The organism is Moorena sp. SIO3I8, assembly GCF_010692325.1.
GTDB lineage: Bacteria > Cyanobacteriota > Cyanobacteriia > Cyanobacteriales > Coleofasciculaceae > Moorena.
Window position 1 is genome coordinate 1 of sequence record NZ_JAAHHW010000142.1, and the last position, 16,625, is coordinate 16,625.

General features: G+C 44.6%; 15 protein-coding genes and 1 pseudogene. 10 read left to right on the top strand and 6 right to left on the bottom strand.

Annotated elements, in window-relative coordinates; translation table 11 throughout:
- Nucleotides 1–175 precede the first annotated feature (175 nt).
- Nucleotides 176–328 carry a hypothetical protein gene (locus F6K51_RS31375; protein WP_293028018.1) on the bottom strand — a complete coding sequence of 51 codons (153 nt, stop codon included), beginning with the start codon at nt 326–328 and terminating at the stop codon, nt 176–178.
- 64 nt (nt 329–392) lie between these two features.
- On the opposite strand from F6K51_RS31375, the gene rpmB reads away from it, so the two are divergent.
- Nucleotides 393–629, top strand: coding sequence for a 50S ribosomal protein L28 (gene rpmB / locus F6K51_RS31380; RefSeq protein WP_293028021.1), 237 nt, complete (start codon nt 393–395; stop codon nt 627–629).
- On the opposite strand, the gene F6K51_RS31385 is transcribed toward rpmB, so the two are convergent.
- On the bottom strand, nt 615–779 hold the full coding sequence (locus F6K51_RS31385; RefSeq protein ID WP_293028024.1) for a hypothetical protein: 165 nt from the start codon (nt 777–779) through the stop codon (nt 615–617). The genes rpmB and F6K51_RS31385 overlap by 15 nt on opposite strands.
- A 501-nt stretch (nt 780–1,280) precedes the next feature.
- On the opposite strand from F6K51_RS31385, the gene hpsA reads away from it, so the two are divergent.
- Nucleotides 1,281–6,428, top strand: coding sequence for a hormogonium polysaccharide biosynthesis protein HpsA (hpsA, locus tag F6K51_RS31390; protein ID WP_293028027.1), 5,148 nt, complete (start codon nt 1,281–1,283; stop codon nt 6,426–6,428).
- Here the strand turns inward: hpsA and F6K51_RS31395 are convergent.
- On the bottom strand, nt 6,391–6,615 hold the full coding sequence (locus F6K51_RS31395; RefSeq protein ID WP_293028031.1) for a hypothetical protein: 225 nt from the start codon (nt 6,613–6,615) through the stop codon (nt 6,391–6,393). The genes hpsA and F6K51_RS31395 overlap by 38 nt on opposite strands.
- 151 nt (nt 6,616–6,766) lie before the next feature.
- Here F6K51_RS31395 and F6K51_RS31400 point away from each other — a divergent pair, with 151 nt between their 5' ends.
- The 6 genes from F6K51_RS31400 (at nt 6,767) to F6K51_RS31425 (ending at nt 12,019) form a co-directional block, all read left to right on the top strand.
- Nucleotides 6,767–8,248 (top strand): zinc ribbon domain-containing protein, encoded by a 1,482-nt coding sequence (locus F6K51_RS31400; RefSeq protein WP_293028035.1) that lies wholly within the window; start codon nt 6,767–6,769, stop codon nt 8,246–8,248.
- Nucleotides 8,249–8,463: 215 nt separating this feature from the next.
- A complete protein-coding gene (gene hpsB / locus F6K51_RS31405; RefSeq protein WP_293028038.1) occupies nt 8,464–9,141 on the top strand; it encodes a hormogonium polysaccharide secretion pseudopilin HpsB in 678 nt (225 codons plus the stop codon).
- Between the two features lie 67 nt (nt 9,142–9,208).
- On the top strand, nt 9,209–10,201 hold the full coding sequence (hpsC, locus tag F6K51_RS31410; protein ID WP_293028041.1) for a hormogonium polysaccharide secretion pseudopilin HpsC: 993 nt from the start codon (nt 9,209–9,211) through the stop codon (nt 10,199–10,201).
- A gap of 152 nt (nt 10,202–10,353) precedes the next feature.
- Nucleotides 10,354–11,028 carry a prepilin-type N-terminal cleavage/methylation domain-containing protein gene (locus F6K51_RS31415; RefSeq protein WP_293028044.1) on the top strand — a complete coding sequence of 225 codons (675 nt, stop codon included), beginning with the start codon at nt 10,354–10,356 and terminating at the stop codon, nt 11,026–11,028.
- Between the two features lie 6 nt (nt 11,029–11,034).
- Nucleotides 11,035–11,184: a hypothetical protein gene (locus tag F6K51_RS31420; RefSeq protein WP_293028047.1), complete on the top strand. Its 150-nt coding sequence runs from the start codon at nt 11,035–11,037 to the stop codon at nt 11,182–11,184.
- A gap of 235 nt (nt 11,185–11,419) precedes the next feature.
- Nucleotides 11,420–12,019 carry a type II secretion system protein gene (locus F6K51_RS31425; protein WP_293028051.1) on the top strand — a complete coding sequence of 200 codons (600 nt, stop codon included), beginning with the start codon at nt 11,420–11,422 and terminating at the stop codon, nt 12,017–12,019.
- On the opposite strand, the gene F6K51_RS31430 is transcribed toward F6K51_RS31425, so the two are convergent.
- The 3 genes from F6K51_RS31430 to F6K51_RS31440 are packed head-to-tail and all read right to left on the bottom strand — an operon-like array spanning nt 12,013 to nt 14,807.
- Entirely contained in the window at nt 12,013–12,165 is a 153-nt protein-coding gene (locus F6K51_RS31430) for a hypothetical protein (RefSeq protein ID WP_293028054.1), read from the bottom strand. The two genes, F6K51_RS31425 and F6K51_RS31430, sit on opposite strands and share 7 nt — an antisense overlap.
- 23 nt (nt 12,166–12,188) lie before the next feature.
- On the bottom strand, nt 12,189–14,477 hold the full coding sequence (gene glgB / locus F6K51_RS31435; RefSeq protein ID WP_293028057.1) for a 1,4-alpha-glucan branching enzyme: 2,289 nt from the start codon (nt 14,475–14,477) through the stop codon (nt 12,189–12,191).
- Between the two features lie 30 nt (nt 14,478–14,507).
- The gene (locus tag F6K51_RS31440) at nt 14,508–14,807 is read right to left on the bottom strand and encodes a hypothetical protein (RefSeq protein WP_293028061.1); all 300 of its coding nucleotides are present in this window, start codon (nt 14,805–14,807) and stop codon (nt 14,508–14,510) included.
- Between the two features lie 563 nt (nt 14,808–15,370).
- Between F6K51_RS31440 and F6K51_RS31445 the strand changes: the two genes are divergently transcribed.
- A complete protein-coding gene (locus F6K51_RS31445) occupies nt 15,371–15,904 on the top strand; it encodes a hypothetical protein (protein ID WP_293028064.1) in 534 nt (177 codons plus the stop codon).
- A 279-nt stretch (nt 15,905–16,183) separates the two neighbouring features.
- Nucleotides 16,184–16,625, top strand: a pseudogene (locus tag F6K51_RS31450) (penicillin-binding protein 2); the annotation flags it as partial.

A 16,625-nucleotide genomic window follows, 5' to 3' on the forward strand; every position in this document is an offset into this window, starting at 1 on the left:
GGGAGCAGGGAGTCGGGGGTCGGGAGTCGGGAGTCGGGAGTCGGGAGTCGGGAGTAGGGAGTCGGGAGTAGGGAGTAGGGAGTCGGGAGTCGGGAGTCGGGAGTCGGGAGTCGGGAGTCGGGAGTCGGGAGTCGGGAACTTCCGATTAAGTGCCTACCTACTCACCTAGGATTAATCACTCCCAATCTCCCCATCTCCCAATCTCCCCATCTCCCAATCTCCCCATCTCCCCATCTCCCCACACTCCCCACACTCCCCACACTCCCCACACTCCCCACACCTCCCCATCTCCCCATCTCCCCATCTCCCCACCTCCCCATCTCCCCATCTCCCCACTCCCCGCACCATCTCCGAGATATGATCAAGAACAGACGTAAATCAAGAGGTACCCCATGTCCCGTAGATGTCAGTTGACTGGTAAAAAGGCCAATAACGGCTATGCCGTTTCTCACTCCCACCGTCGGACTAAGCGCTTACAAAACGTTAACTTACAGGTTAAAAGAGTTTGGTGGGAAGAAGGGAAACGCTGGGTGAAGCTGCGGATTTCCACTAAGGCGATTAAGACCTTACAGAAAAAGGGCCTGCAAGCAATGGCTCAGGAAGCTGGTATTAATCTAAATCATTATTAAGGGAATAGGGAGTAGGGAGTAGGGAGTAGGGAATCGGGAATCGGGAGTCGGGAGTCGGGAATCGGGAATCGGGAACATTTTAAAACAGATATGATATATTAACCCGATAATTGAGCATCTCCCTATCTCCCCATCTCCCCATCTCCCCATCTCCCCGCACTTCCCACACTTCCCACACTCCCGCCCCATCTCCCCATCTCCCCATCTCCCCATGTTTTTTTCTCTGGGGATGATGGGTTTTTCGCTTAATGTGGGTAGGTTAAATCTATGAGTTTTTGGTAAAGGGGATATAGTCTGCCTTTAGAGGAGGTAGGAAAATTCTAGGTTAGGTAAACTGTTAACAAATCGTGGTATTTTTCGTAAATCTCGATAGTATAATTAAATATTTAAGAATATTCTCTATTCGTAGGTAGACCTAACACTATGGGGTTAACCGTAGATAGGTAATCCTTGGCTTCGTTGAAGCATTTGAATATAGGACTACCAATTAAGGCAATTAAGGTGTTTGACATTGATACAAGCAGCAAAAGCTAATGCACGTCAACTATTGCTAGCATGCCTATTGCCTATTGCCTTGAGCTATATCATCTAGGGTGCTTGAACTAGTTCGTCTTCAGGAATCTACTCAGGAAATGTGACAGGAAAATCCCTATGTCAACCAGGAAGTCAACCAGGAAGAAGTTAGCGAATGCGATCGCAAAACTACTCCAACAAGTAGTCCAACTCTCTCAAGCCATCACCAAACCTTTGATGCGTTGGCTGTTGCGTAGCTTATTTATTTTACACCGTCGGTCGCGGGTGGCAACCGCTGGGTTTGTGTTGCCTACCGCAATTATGGTGACCTTGGTGGTAACCTTGCTGGTAACTGCCATTGTGTTGCGCTCCTTTGACCGGGTTAAAAATGCCAGTAATTATCGCGTCAATCAAGCGGTGTTCAATGCCGCAGCTCCAGCCATTGAGCGCGCTCAAGCCAAATTAGAAGCCTTGTTTGCTGACCCCACCCTGCCCCGCTCCACCCCCTCAGAGGATGCGTTGGAAAATGCGTTCCAAAATACAAGATACGACTTTGGTGATGAAAAGCGTTTGATTCTCGAAGACGATGGTAAACAGATAAATACTGCCTGGAGGTTTCCGGTTGATACGGATAATAATGGCCTATTCGATAGCTACACCCTCTACGGAATTTACTTCAAAAGTCCACAGCCAAGTCCAAATCAAAATCCATTAAAAAACGAAAAAACCAGAACCCCTCTACAAGCGAGAACCAGACCGATGGGGGAGTCTGGCGATAGCAAGCGATGTCCCCTAGCCGCTGATACTAGCGCTAGCCTAGTGGATAATTCCGGGTGGTTTAAGTCCGGGTCGAAGTTAAAGAAAAGTATATTTGTTTACACCGCAACGGTGCCGATTGTAGCTGGGGATAACAACATAGATGGTCAAACCTATGAGGCTTACAAGGGTGAGGCCGGATTATCAGCTCTAGAGTATCAGCAAGACCGAGCCAGAATTCCCCTGGTCAACAATGCTATTGTCTACGAGGATGATTTACAAATTACTCCTGGGGAGGGCATCCAGATTAATGGCCGGATTTTTACCAACGGGAATTTTCTCACCGGTAATCGTCGGGGAACTAATGAGTATTTTCAAGTCAGTAGCCCGGAATCTTGTTACTACACGGAAGAAAATAGCAAGATCATTGTCGGGGGCAATATGGCCTTTGGTCGTGTTGATCAGGAGGCCCATGAGAACAAAGGAGGAAAAATACATCTGTTCAATGGGAACGGAGCACCGAACACAGATGTTAACTTAGGCGAAAATGATAAATCTGTTGACGAAACACCCAATGAGATTGGGGATAACAGCCAAGCCTACACGGCACGAATTAATGATCTGGTAAACAAACAGTTTGCTAAAGTTAATAATACTGACCCAGATGAAGTCAAAAAAAGGTACAAAGACTTTAAAGGTGAGGAGCTTAAAAGACAACGGCTCAAAGCTCTAAGGATATACTTCAAAGACCGCACCCGTCGTGTTCCCTATGCAGAAGTTTCCGATGGTGAAGACCCGGGAAATGCCAATCTCCAAGGTACTGGTGACGAGCTTCGACCCCAGGATGAGTGGATATTCCCTTATAAACCAGGTACTAAAAACAGTAACAATAAGCTGAAGCTGAATATCAATGGAAACACTCTCAGTCCGGCAGCAACGGAACCAAGCCTACAAGAGGAACGAGGTACGGAAAAAACAATTGGCGATCGCGTTTTGATCGGTCATGGCTTACCCGCTCTATGGTGGGATAACAATGCAGAGCAATTCCAGGATGCCAGAGCTAAACAAGTCATCGATGGTAAGGTTGAGTGGGATGACTTTGAGGATAACGACAAGAAGGTGCGCTTCCGCACTACCCAAGTCACTCCCTTGTCTGAGTTAGGGGATACTGACCGCAATGGTTTCTGGGAAGCATCAGCAGCCAGGCAACCGGTTCAGCCTCTGGAAGGGTATGGGGGATTGCGGGTAGTCACCGGTGCTGGGATTTATGTGGATGATGATGAGTTGGGTCTGTTGACGAGAACCAAAGGACAACCTATATTCCCTCGCAATAATAATGATGGTCGCCCTGACTTGGAGTCTTATTTACCCCCTCCTGGTTGGGATATTAGGTTTGTGGATCCATCAAATTCTTCTACAACAGGTAACAGAATAAATCTAGATGACATAAGAACCGAATTGGGTGCAGAACCCATACTGGTCTGGCCAGATACCATGCCCATGCATGGTGGTGTAGATGATGATTTAACTGAAAATAATAATGGTAAGACTGCTAATGGTGATGACATTACTGATTTTTACCAGAAAAGTGACCTATTGATGAGGGCAAGCGCGGTTTATCACTACACCCAAAACCCAGGAAAGAACCCAGAAGAAGAAAATTTTGACCAAGAACCGATTGCCTGTGTCAGTAGCTACTATGACCCCACAGATGAAAACTCCGCTAAAAATAATTTGCCATCTGGGGATCCGGCTTGGGACACACCAGACCGATTTGATTCTAGAAACGGAAGGTCTAACAATGGCATCGTTTACAGCTTTCCCGGTAGAAAAGATAGTGACCCAGCACTGGAACGACAATCCCGATTAGTCTTTCCCAATGGGCGTCTTGCCAATGAACCCTTGAAAATAGCCTTAGATAAACAAGACGCAGGTGAAGAGCTTACCCTAGCTGATAATTCAGCCATTGATACTGCAATTTGCGCCTTAGCAATTTTAGACGGTGCTACTCCTATGGGTGATCCACCGATCCCTCATGGGGCAATCTACGAACAGTCCTTTTTGAATGCCAGACAAGTCCAGGATATTAATCAGGCTCCTAACCAGGCCAATAACTATAATTTATCTGAGCATACCTATGACCTAGGGATAGAAGACCGTCAGCCTCTGGAAATCAGGGCTACGGTGTTGGATCTCAATCTGCTCAGAACAACACCAATTGATGGATTAACCAACGGTAAAGGTCCCACCCCAGAATTTCTGCTACCGGATAGTGGGGTTATCTACGCCACCCGTGATGATGCTTTACCAGACCTAAGTCGGAATGATCCCAACGCTACCCGTGAAGAAAATCTCAGCTCCAGTAGCGTAGACTTTACCCTAGACCCCACCCGCCGTCCCAATGGAATTATGTTACGCAATGGGACAGTGCTAGCCCGTCAAGACGAAGATAACTCATTTACATTGACCGATCCGCCAGGAGCAGAGAAAGGGTTAATTTTAGCTACTAATTTGCCAGTGTATATCAAAGCCGATGACAACGTTATCAATGGGGATATAAAATCCGGCTTTAATTTACACCAAACCCCTGAGGGAAAGTTGGTGGAAGAGTTTACGGATCAACTGGAAAATCAGCAATGGCAGCCTAATCAAAATGGCAATTTCTACGGTCGTGACACTCTCGACAAAAACTTTGCTTGTCGCACAAATGATGATAGATTGGAAAATTGTAATCCAGGGGATTTGTGGCGACCAGCAGTAGTGATTGCTGATAGCGTTACCCTACTGTCTAATAATTTTCAGTTTGGTTACCGCTCCGATGGGGACTATGACCTGAGGGGAATACCAATGGGTAGTAATTTGAAAGATCCCAATAATGGTAACTTAATAGACCCTGTAATGGAGAATAACCCTGACTATAATAATGCTGACCTAAATGGCAACGGTATCCCAAATGAACCAGTTGAGGTTATAGAGTCTCAAATTGTCTACGGTTATGACGTGGACGGGGATGGTAACTTAACAACAAATTTCAATGAGACAGACCAGACCATTAACTTTGACCTTAATGGTGATGGTGATACAACTGACAACGTTCCGGAGTCTCAGATAACTGTTGCAGCAGGACTAAAACTTAATGGCATATTTGACAATAATTTTGTCACTAGTGCCAACTGGTGGGATGTCAATGATGACAATATTATTGATAATCCAGATGGGAGGGGCAACCCTCAGCCTAGTCTTGATTCAAGACCTATTACTATAGAAAATCCGAACCCTAGAAGAATAAACAGTTCCTACCTAAGCAATTTTGTCACTCCAATTCAGCGACGGGTAGAATTTCCAGAGTATGTGATGGAAATCTGTCGGAAAGTGCCGGTGTCAGCTTGTAACCCTGATGACTGGGTGGTTGGCATTGATGGTAATAATAATAGGACATTTGATGCAGGAGAAGACCAACAGGCTACAGATAATAGAACTGACAGTAGTATTACTAGCATTTTGGGCAATAATGTCGCTCAACTTTTGTCTGGGACAACAGCAACACCTGCGATAGATCCCGCCGATCGACGCTATCCCCGTCGCATTGCTTTCTTACGGAATAAAGAAAATAAATTGGTGATAGAGGACAATGCTCCGATTCCTGTCGGAATAAATGATAGTGGGATTGTCACACCTTACCCATACAATGATTTCAGCCCTACCAAAAGACCTCGATTAGCAGAACATGCTCTGTGGTACAGAACAACTATAAATCCAAAGGATTTTACCAATGCCGCTCTAAACTTCGGTAGGGACAGACCACTGTTTTACCAAAGGCCATTAAACGCAACAAAAGAGCAACCGATGTTGGTACCAGTCCTACAAGTTCACTCCCTGACTGCTCAACCAAGAATAAACCAAAACGGATTCCCGATAATACAATCGGAATGTGTGGAAATCGTTGAGGGCTGGACACAGCGAGCCAATCAAGCCGGAGAAACCTTCAATTTAGTGATTGCTTCCGGGGATAGTCCCCCAAGCCCAAATGAAAATAATGGTGGTTTAGCTAACTTCGTCCGTTACCTAGAAAACTGGCAGCAACCGGGTGGAACTTGCGGCGAACCAAAGGGTATTCCGGCTCGGATCAGCGGCTCCCTGATTCAGTTCAAGCGTTCGGCCTATGATACAGCCCCATTCTGGCATGGCCCCCAGGATGCCCCGAATATAAACGTCCCCAGTCGATTTGGATACGAGATAGATGAGGATGATCGAGGCGGTGAGAATTTCATGCCCTATGCCACTGGTAATGGCAAACTGCCCTATTACATGGCACCCCAACGTCGATATGGTTTCGATGTGGCTCTGCTGACTCAGTTACCAGACCTGTTCTCTGGCCTGTTTACCACTCCCCCAGCGGGAGACCCTGATGAGTTTTTCCGCGAAGTTTCCCGAGATGACCGATGGGTCAAAACCTTACTGTGTGCTGAAGACGATAAAGGAAATCTAGCGGTTAACGGGCGCTATTGCCCGTCAAAAAACGGTGCTTGAAGGTTGGAGGTTGTTTGGTTGTTCGCGTAGCGTGGCCTTTGGCCAAGGTTGTTTGGTTGGAGGTTGTTCGCGTAGCGTGGCCTTTGGCCAAGGTTAATTGGTTGAAGGTTGGAGGTTGTTCGCGTAGCGTGGCCTTTGGCCAAGGTTGTTTGGTTAAAGGTTGAAGGTTGAAATTATGAATAATCAAGCACGATTGTAATTAATCTGAGGGTGGTGGGCAGTGCCTAGCAATCAGAACCCTAAAAATAGGGATAATACGGTATTTAACCGTACAAATCGGACATAGACATTTTACTAGCGCTATGGTATAATTCAATTAAGACAAAGACCCTGTAACTATGCCCAGAAAAGTAGGAGCAACCAAGAGAATATCCACTCAAGTCGTCCCCGTAATAGGAGTGACAGAGTCGGTTGAACTTGAGTTACTGTCTACCATGAGAAAACTGGGCATCGTCAGGTCTGAGTCTTACAACAAGCTAGGGAGTATCAACCACTGGGGACTTGACTGGAAGAAAGCCTACCCAGAAGTTAGAAGCTTTAGGACTCCTGAATCTCTGGGACTCCCCTCAAAACTGGCGGAATGGACTGTTAGCGATGTAGCTAAAGCCATAACAGCCCAACAAGCTGCTTGTATTGAAGCTGTAGTAAAAAAAATCTATCGAAGATTCTCTGGGAAAGAGAACCAGAACAAGCGGAAAGAGTATGCCACGCTACTTTTGACTTTAGCTTTTCTAGAAAATACTCTCCTTCATAGACTCGTCAGGAAAGAGTTCCAAAGAGGGCATTCTTGGATTAAGAATCAGATAGTGTATCAACAGGGAGGGTATAAAGGCAAAAGGCTTTCGCGGAATACCTACCAGTTAGAATTAGCTGGATTAAGGAGAGGAAAGAGGAACAGGATAGTTGTCAGGTCTAATCGAAAAATAAAAGGACAAATCAGGCTAATCTATAACCAACTCCTGCAAAGATTTGAAGTTCATTTTATGGTAGATCATGGAACCGTAGGAATTACATCTGAACGTCGGAGTGTCGGGGTAGATAAAGGGTACACGGAGGCTTTCTATGATTCAGAAGGTCAGGCTCACGGGAAAGGACTAGGAAAAGTAACCACCAAGAAGTCTGTTCGCGTAGCGTGGCCTTTTGGCCATCGTATATGTAGAAAGAACCGAAATAGAGGGAAGCTTTGGGCACTTCACAGAAAGTTAGAAAAAATCGACCCAGCTAAGTCAGCTCGAATACTTGAAAATAACCTAACCAGAAAAACAGAAAACCGCCGTTACAGACAGGATCAATCAGAACTAACGGCTATGATAGGGGCGGCATCTAAGTCTCTCTTTAATGGGGAGTCTTTAAAGGTGTTTGCAGAAGATTTAACACGACCAATACGAAATAAACGCCAGTCTAAGGCCGTATCCCGCAAATTAAACAGTTGGATGAAAGGAATAATGCGGGACTCTTTGCAAAAGTGGGCTAATTGGACTGGATCGGTCGTTACAGAAGTTCAGCCTAGCTACACGTCGCAAATTGACTCCAGGAATGGAACCCTTCTTGGGAAAAGGACTGGGGACAATTTTACCGGTTTTGATGGGGTCGTGTTGCAGGCTGACCATAATGCTGCCAAGAATATCCTTGCTCGCGGTACTGACAAGGAGATAACCCGGTATATGAGTAGAGCCGAGGTGCAGGCAGTGTTATTGCGTCGTACCGCGCGTTACTTGGAAGGTATGGGACTGAGTTTAATTGATGCGGTTGAGCTTGGATGGCTTGATTGCAAGCATACTAAAACTCAGGCTTTCAAGCAACTCCTCAAAGGGATTTGAGGAACGCCTAGACAGACGGGTGGAAGGTTTGACTCCAATTACTGCATGACCACCCCTCCCTCAGGCAACAATAAATTGCACCTTGACCGTATTATCCGGTTTTGTACCGATTAATGACGGTTTAAGAGTATCCCGATGGCAAGGAAATCAATCTAACTCAAGCACTGCCCACCCTACATCTCCCGACTCCCGACTCCCTTAATAATTCCAAAACCATGATTAATCCCCAAAAGCAACAACCCCTTTCTCAATCATCAGATGCCGGTTTCACAATTATGGAATCCTTGATGGCAATGCTGATTATTACTATTCTGATGCTTGGCATCTCACCCATGATTGTCTTAGGAGTGGCAAATCGAGTCCAGTCGCGACGAGTAGAACTAGCAGTGCAAGCAGCTAGGGCCTACATCGATGGTGTGCGGAGTGGGGCCATCGAACATCCCGAACACAAATTAGAAATGGAACTTGATGCTGGAAAAAACAGAAGTGAATTTGCTAAGACTGAGGCTCCTAAACCATCAAACTTGACTTGTGACAAAAATTCATATTGTGATAATGAGAATGACAAAAGTATTTACTGCGTAGATCTTGATGACGGTGGCTGTAGCAGTGACAGTTCAAGAGATTTAATCATCCAGGCATTTCGGAGTATCACTTTATTAGGAGACCCAGCTAATAATACTGATAAAAGCTACTTTCTGGGGGTGCGGGTTTACCGAGCGGATGCCTTTAAGGATAATGGTGATTTGAGCATTGGTGAGAAGGGGGCTAAGGCGAAAGCGATTGGACCTGGATTAAGCGATCGCAAAGCCCCCCTAGTAGAAATGACTACAGAAATTACCACAGGTACACCCAGTTATAGCGATTTTTGCGATCGCCTAGGTTGTCAATAATACAGTAACTAATACGGTCACTACTATCAGAAACTAATCATATAAATCACAAGCAAAAACCCCAACCATGATTAGATTACTCAGAACCTTACTCGCCCACCAACTGAAAAGCAACAAGCCTAAGCTCAACCATGGCGGCTTCACTTTAATTGAACTGCTGGTGGCAATGATCGTTGCAGTACTGATCATCGCACCACTATTGAGATTTATGATTACTATCGTCGATACAGACCGTAAAGAGCAAGCCAAGGCTACTTCAGAACAAGAAATCCAAGCGGCTATGGACTACATAGCCAGAGACTTGGAGCAAGCGGTCTATATCTACGATAACTCTGGAGTAGAAAGAGACCATAACGACGAACCGGATGAATCTGGAATCCAAGACCAAATCCCACCATTTGCTAATGAAGTAGGGGGTTGTAAGAAAGATAACTGTACACCTGTGTTGGTATTCTGGAAGCGGAAGCATTTTGATAGAGATGACAAAGTCAATGGCACAAGGATTGGCACTTTAACCAATGACAATGATACCTTTGTCTATGCTTTGGTTGCCTATTACTTAATCACTGAAGAAAATGATAATTGGTCAAATATTGCTAGAATTGGTCGGTTTGAAATTCGTGATCAAGTCATCGATGAAACTTCAAATCAACCCAATGCAGTTGGTATACCTGCTAGCCCAGGCTTTGAATCTTTTGATCTCGACAAGGAAGGAAGCACTCTCAAGCAAAAGTTGAATCAGTGGACAAAAGGGGCTGGTGATTACAAGACTCAAGTTCAAATCTTGGTAGATTACATTGATAACACAGCAACGGGAATAAGACCAGATTGTCCAAATAATCAAAATACTAATTATTTGCTAGTTCCAAGTCAACCAAACGGTGCGTTCTATGCCTGTGTGGATTCAACAAAAAAAATAGCCCAATTATTTTTGAGAGGGAATGCTTTAGCTCGGCTTAAGAATAATCCAGAAGACTATGAATACACACCAGAGCGGTCTAGCTATTTCCCTACCGTAACCATGCAAATTGAAGGACGGGGTTTCTTGAATATTAACTAATATAGCAGTTTTTAATTAAGTGAGGTACGTTTTTTTTAAGGCAAGAGGCAAGAGGCACAAGCTAAAAAATTCTGTGTACCTCAAGGCTGATTCAGCATAATACTCAAAAATCCTCCTATTCCCTGTTCCCTATTCCCTGTTCCCTTTGCTATATGTTTACATCTCAACTAAAAATGTTATATTATCAAACCATAAAAGCGAAATCAAAGCAGGATGCTGGCTTCACGTTGCTGGAATTAATAGTAGTTATCTTACTAGTAGGAATTTTATCCTCGATTGCTGCTCCCAGCTGGCTGGCTTTTGTGAATCGACAGCGCGTGAATAAAGTGAATGAGAGAGTATTAAGTGCAATCCAAGAAGCCCAGCGAGAAGCGAAAAAGAAAAAACTCAGCTACAGTGTTAGTTTTAGGATGATGAGTAAGGAGAAAGGTCCAGAAGCTGCTGTTTATCAAGATCAGTATCAAGATAAGGATAATGAGTGGAAAGATAACACACCTGTGGACTTTCAATGGCAAAGTTTAGTTGGTGATTTAGGGGTGAAACCAGACCAAATTTGGGTGGGTACAAACCTAACTGGTGACAACCAATCTGGTCAAACATTATCGATTTTGGAAGAACAGAAAACAATTACCTTTGATAACCAGGGCGTTCTCAAAAATGCACAAATTGCCCCAGATGACTTGGGCTTAGCTATCGTAGTAGCTGTTCCCGATTCTAAGAATAAAAATAACCCGATTGAAGCGACCCAGCGATGTGTAAAAATAAAAACTATCTTGGGTGCAATGGAAGCTAATAAAAAAGGTACAGAATGTAATCTTTCAACATAGTGTTGAGTGGGGTATAAAGTTGACACTACCCGCGTCTTTAGACCGGGGAGTGTCAATTCACTACTCCCTACTCCCTACTCCCTTCGCTATAACAATAAAGCTAAACCAAAGACAACCGAAAAATTTCTGAACTCGATAATTCAAAACCTTTTTTGATTCAGAAGATTCTCCCTGTTAGTCGTTCAAAAAATTAAATTTAATCGAACTATATCAAGCAACAATTAAACCGAGATCTTGCACCATTGTCATTAATCGTAGGGTGGGCAGTGCCTACCTAGGCGCTTTGCAAGCTTCTGAATCTGTCTGGGGCACTGCCCACCCTACATGAACCAATATTATTGATAATGGTGCAAGATGTGAGTTAAACCTACTTAAATCAGGGTGATAGTCCATGCAATTTAATAGCCAACAGGCCGATCAATCCCGAGCTGATGCGATCGCTGGATTCACTGTACTGGAAACTATTCTAATAGTATTAGTAGTTGGAATATTGGCTGCGATCGCAACCCCCAGCTGGCTTACCTTTATCAATCATCTGCAGCTCAACATAGCCCAAGACCAAATCTACCGAGCCATGCGGATTGCCCAAAGCAACGCTAAACGAGACAAAGCGACCTGGCAAACTAGCTTTCGAGAAAAAGATGGCATTGTCCAGTGGTCAATTCACCGAGCTATGGGAAAAACATGCATCGAAAATCAAGTCCATTGGCATAGCCTTAACCCTACCATCGCCATCTACAAAGACAAAAATAAGAAAGGTAAATCCGAGACCACCCTAGCCAAACCAAAGGGAGACTGTTCAAATACTGGACCATGGCGAGTCCAGTTTAACCACAAAGGAAACACCAACGGACAACTCGGACAAATCACCATAATCACCAAGAATAATAGCACCACCCAACGTTGCGTCTACCTATCCACCTTGCTCGGAGCCCTACGCAAGGGTAGATCTCATCCTAAACCGAATAACAGTAAGAAGTATTGTTATTGAGGGCAGCAGGGAATCGGGAATCGGGAATCGGGAATCGGGAATCGGGAATCGGGAATCGGGAATCGGGAATCGGGAATCGGGAATCGGGAATCGGGAATCGGGAATCGAGAAAACTGATCTGACTCCCCATCTCCCCATCTCCCCATCTCCCCATCTCCCCATCTCCCGACTACTGTAACTCTGCCTGAGTCTTCTGATGATCTAGCTTTAAAATCAACACCCCCAGGGGTGGCAAACACAAATCTAGGGAATAGGGATGATTGTGGAAGAACCATTCATCTGTCCACTTACCCCCTAGATTCCCCATATTACTACCACCGTATTGGCGAGCATCACTATTGAGCAATTCCTTGTAGAATCCCATCTCTGGCACTCCTACCCGATAATGACTATGGGGCTGAGGGGTAAAATTGCACACTGTCACAATAAACTCTTCCGAATCGTGAGCATAGCGAATGAATGACACCACACTATGGCGATTGTCACTACAATCAATCCATTCAAACCCGTCCTGGTCAAAATCCTGAGTATAAAGCGCCGGTTCCCTACGATACAAATAATTCAGGTCACTAATAAACTGCTTTAAATTTTTATGGGGTTGATATTGCAACAAATCCCATTCCAAATCTCCCCAGACATTCCACTCACTCCACTGACCGAACTCCATACTCATAAATAGAGTTTTCTTACCTGGGTGAGCAAACATATAAGCATACAGACAGCGGAGATTAGCAAACTTGAGCCACTCATCCCCGGGAATTTTCCCAAGCATATTACTCTTGCCATGAACCACCTCATCGTGAGATAGGGCAAGCATATAATTTTCAGCATGGTTGTACCACATGCTGAAGGTAACATTATTTTGGTGGAACTGGCGAAACCAGGGATCCATGCTAAAATAGTCTATTATATCATGCATCCAGCCCATATTCCACTTCAGATTAAATCCCAAACCTCCTAAATAATTTGGCCAAGACACCATCGGCCAATCCGTTGACTCTTCCGCAATGGAGAGAACACCGGGATAATAACCAAAAATTACCTGATGAGTTTGCCTAAGGAAATCCACCGCTTCAAGATTTTCCCGACCCCCATACTGGTTTGGTATCCATTCTCTATCCCCACGTAAATAGTCCAGATAGAGCATAGATGCTACCGCATCCACCCGCATCCCATCAATGTGGTACTTATCAAACCAGAACAAAGCGTTAGCTACCAGAAAATTCCGCACTTCGTTACGGCCATAGTTGAAGACTAAGGTTCCCCACTCCTGATGTTCACCTTTACGGGGATCCGCGTATTCATAGAGATGAGTACCATCAAAGAAAGCCAAACCATGACCATCTTTGGGGAAATGACCAGGTACCCAATCCAAAATTACCCCAATCCCATTTTGGTGGCACTGGTCGATAAAATACATCAAGTCTTGTGGGCTACCATAGCGCGAGGTACAGGCATAGTAACCGGTAACCTGATAGCCCCAAGAGCCATCAAAGGGATGCTCCGCCAGGGGCAAGATTTCGATATGGGTGAAGCCCAATTCTTTGATATAAGGAATCAATTTTTGGGCTAGTTCTCGGTAAGTCAGGAAACGGGCTCCTGGTTTGAGGTCTGAAACGGTTACCACCGTTAGGGTTTCACCATTTGCTCCCTGAGGAAGTTCAGCTGAAGAACCATGAAGCCAAGAGCCCAGATGTAGCTCATAGACAGAAATCGGTTGCCTCAAGGGGTCAGTGTGACGCCGATGCTCCATCCAGTCATGATCATGCCACTGATAGCCATCTAAGTCGGTAACAATAGAAGCAGTTTTCGGTCTGACCTCTTGTTGGAAACCATAGGGGTCAGATTTTTCGTAGATATGACCTTCAGAATTTTTAATCTCGTACTTGTAGGTTTCTCCCACTCCCAGTTCAGGAATAAATAGTTCCCAGATACCAGTGGCCCCTTTGCGCATCTGATGTTGACGCCCATCCCAATGATTAAAATCGCCGATGACTGAAACATTACGAGCATTAGGTGCCCAAACCGCAAAATAGACTCCCTCAACCCGATCAATTTCTGTAGGATGAGCCCCCAGTTTCTGGTAGATGCGGTGATGATTCCCTTCCGCAAATAGGTGCAAATCAAACTCGGTTAGTTTGGCAGAACGGAAGCCATAGGGGTCATAGCTCACCCATTCGCGATCGCCTTTTTTTATCCGCAGTTGGTAATTAGCCAGCCGAGGTGTCTCAATTTCCACCTCAAAAAAGTGAGGATGGTGTACCGATTGCATGAGGTAAGACTTCCTTTCCGTTGGCAGAAGTACCCATGCTGCCTCTGCATTTGGTAGATAAGCCCGCACTACCCAACTCACCTTACCATCCTGCTCAAATTTATGGGAACCAAGCACCTCAAAGGGGTCATGATGTTGGTTTCCTACGATCTGGTCAATTTGTTCGGGATTAATTCTTGAATACATTCAGGGTAAACAGGTCTGGGAGTATCACCGTTAGAACGGAAGGATTGTCCGAAACAAATCGCTCAGTTGCAGCAGAAAAATCAATTCTCGAATCTTGGGGTCAAGGCCAGGGGTGGTTGAGCGTTGTGCTATGGCATCTTGCAGTTGGGCGTATTCAGCGGGATTCATTGGCTTGCCATCAAGAGGCGATCGCGCTTCAATAATAATCTCAGTTCTCAACACCTCTTCCGGTAGATCCTCCGGAGGTGGTAAACACCAAGCTGGTCTAGCTATAAGTATAGCGATAGTTAATTCTAGGCCAATTCCTAACAATTTCAACAATTTAGCCATCACCAACAAGATTGATTACTTCAATTGAGTCGTTAATCAAATCCTATCTCAAGCTATTCAGCACTGCCTGTGACGTCTGGATTAATCAGTGTGGCTGTGTGATTGATTTACAGGAATTTCTATTGATGGGATTGGTTTTTTGCTCTAACCTTAGGGTGATAGCTAGGGTTATTGGTGCGCTCAGGTTTTTTTTATGATTTTTACCACCAATTTTTAGGATATCACAAATACCCGTCTGTGGGTAACTAAGCATTTCTCTTGAATCTGAGCTGATGCTAAGATAGGTGCGTTCTAGCATCATCTTTCTAGGCTTACTTTAAGTCAAACTGCTACCAAGTTAATCCTGGTCAGCAGCGCTTCTTGAGTTAGCTGACCAGCCTCAGACCTCTGAAGTCTAGGTTACTGGTAAGGGCTCAAACCCCGAAAGATTTATGAACTACTGACTGAATTTCTGATTCGCCATCAGAAATTCAGTCAGTAGTCTCGGCCACCAGATTGTTTTCCTGCCCTGAGTAAAAGTTACCGGTTTACCATAGGTGTTTCCAACAACTAAGGAGTTTTTTATGAATGCTGTTCCTCGCTCTGCTCGCACTCAAAGAAATCGGTCTCAGCAATCATTGGCTATTTCAAAAGATCAGCGTTCTAGGATAGCACGACCACCAACACATACTATGATGTCACCCAAAAACCCTAAGCCAAAGGTTGAAAACCTGAGTGTTTTGCAGCAGCAAACACCAATTTTGTTGAAAGCCTTACTATTATTGAAACGTGGCTCAGATCTAGTAACATTTACACTAATTGCTACTGCGGTCACCGTTTATTCCTGGACAGTTTACAGCCAGCAACAATGGACCCAAGAGTATCGTAAACTAGAGGAGCTGCAAAGAGATGAGCGCAATATGACAGCAACAACGGAAGTGATCAAAGATCAACTCGCTCAACAGGCTGAAAATCCAGCTACAGGGCTGGTTACCCCCAATCCCAGTAATACAATTTTTATGAAACGAGCTCCTGAACGTCCACAGCGTCAGCCATTTACCGCTTTTACGAAACCTCCTCAGCCAAAACCCAAGAAAATCACACCCCTGGGTTACTAGTTTTTTGTCTAGGGATAGAGGGAATGGTGGTAGGGAAAAATCTGTTTAAAAATATGTTTACGTATATTTAGTCAAGTATATCTGAAGTATATTTAGTTAGGTGTATTTAGTTAGGTATATTTAGTTAAGTATATTTAAATAAATATATTTATTTAAATATATTTATTTAAGTGCGTCTGTTTAGGTATATTTAGTTAGGTATATTTGTTAAAGATGATAGTCAGGTGAAACAGTATGAAGCCCGGTAATTCACTGGGAAACAAGCGTCTGAGACTGCTAATGATATGGGTAATAATGATGGCAGGCAGCAGTGGACTGTTGCTAAATTTATACCGTCTGCAAGTTTCAGAGGCATCCTCCCTAGAGGAAAAAGCACGGCGGCAGCAAATGGTCTATATGCGGCCGTTTATACCTCGCCGTCCTATTGTTGACCGCAAGGGGAATGTTTTAGCCATCGACCGACCTGTCTATACATTATATGCTCACCCGAAGTTGTTCAAAAAATCCTTACAGGAAATTGCTGCTTTGCTGGCTCCGATGATCAAAAAAACACCAACAGATTTGGAGGAGCTGTTTGGTAAACGTAAGAGTGGCATTCGCTTGGGCAATACGATCCCAGAAGCGATCGCAGACCAAATTGCTCGGTTGAACTTAGATGGTTTAGAGTTGATTCGACAATACTCCCGCTTTTATCCCCAAAATGAATTGGCATCAGATGTGG

Bases quoted from the DNA above. Each gene is read 5' to 3' on its own strand.
- F6K51_RS31375 (WP_293028018.1), bottom strand. From the start codon at position 328: ATGGGGAGATGGGGAGGTGGGGAGATGGGGAGATGGGGAGATGGGGAG.
- rpmB (WP_293028021.1), top strand. From the start codon at position 393: ATGTCCCGTAGATGTCAGTTGACTGGTAAAAAGGCCAATAACGGCTAT.
- F6K51_RS31385 (WP_293028024.1), bottom strand. From the start codon at position 779: ATGGGGAGATGGGGAGATGGGGAGATAGGGAGATGCTCAATTATCGGG.
- hpsA (WP_293028027.1), top strand. From the start codon at position 1,281: ATGTCAACCAGGAAGTCAACCAGGAAGAAGTTAGCGAATGCGATCGCA.
- F6K51_RS31400 (WP_293028035.1), top strand. From the start codon at position 6,767: ATGCCCAGAAAAGTAGGAGCAACCAAGAGAATATCCACTCAAGTCGTC.
- hpsB (WP_293028038.1), top strand. From the start codon at position 8,464: ATGATTAATCCCCAAAAGCAACAACCCCTTTCTCAATCATCAGATGCC.
- hpsC (WP_293028041.1), top strand. From the start codon at position 9,209: ATGATTAGATTACTCAGAACCTTACTCGCCCACCAACTGAAAAGCAAC.
- F6K51_RS31415 (WP_293028044.1), top strand. From the start codon at position 10,354: ATGTTTACATCTCAACTAAAAATGTTATATTATCAAACCATAAAAGCG.
- F6K51_RS31425 (WP_293028051.1), top strand. From the start codon at position 11,420: ATGCAATTTAATAGCCAACAGGCCGATCAATCCCGAGCTGATGCGATC.
- F6K51_RS31430 (WP_293028054.1), bottom strand. From the start codon at position 12,165: ATGGGGAGATGGGGAGATGGGGAGTCAGATCAGTTTTCTCGATTCCCG.
- glgB (WP_293028057.1), bottom strand. From the start codon at position 14,477: ATGTATTCAAGAATTAATCCCGAACAAATTGACCAGATCGTAGGAAAC.
- F6K51_RS31440 (WP_293028061.1), bottom strand. From the start codon at position 14,807: ATGGCTAAATTGTTGAAATTGTTAGGAATTGGCCTAGAATTAACTATC.
- F6K51_RS31445 (WP_293028064.1), top strand. From the start codon at position 15,371: ATGAATGCTGTTCCTCGCTCTGCTCGCACTCAAAGAAATCGGTCTCAG.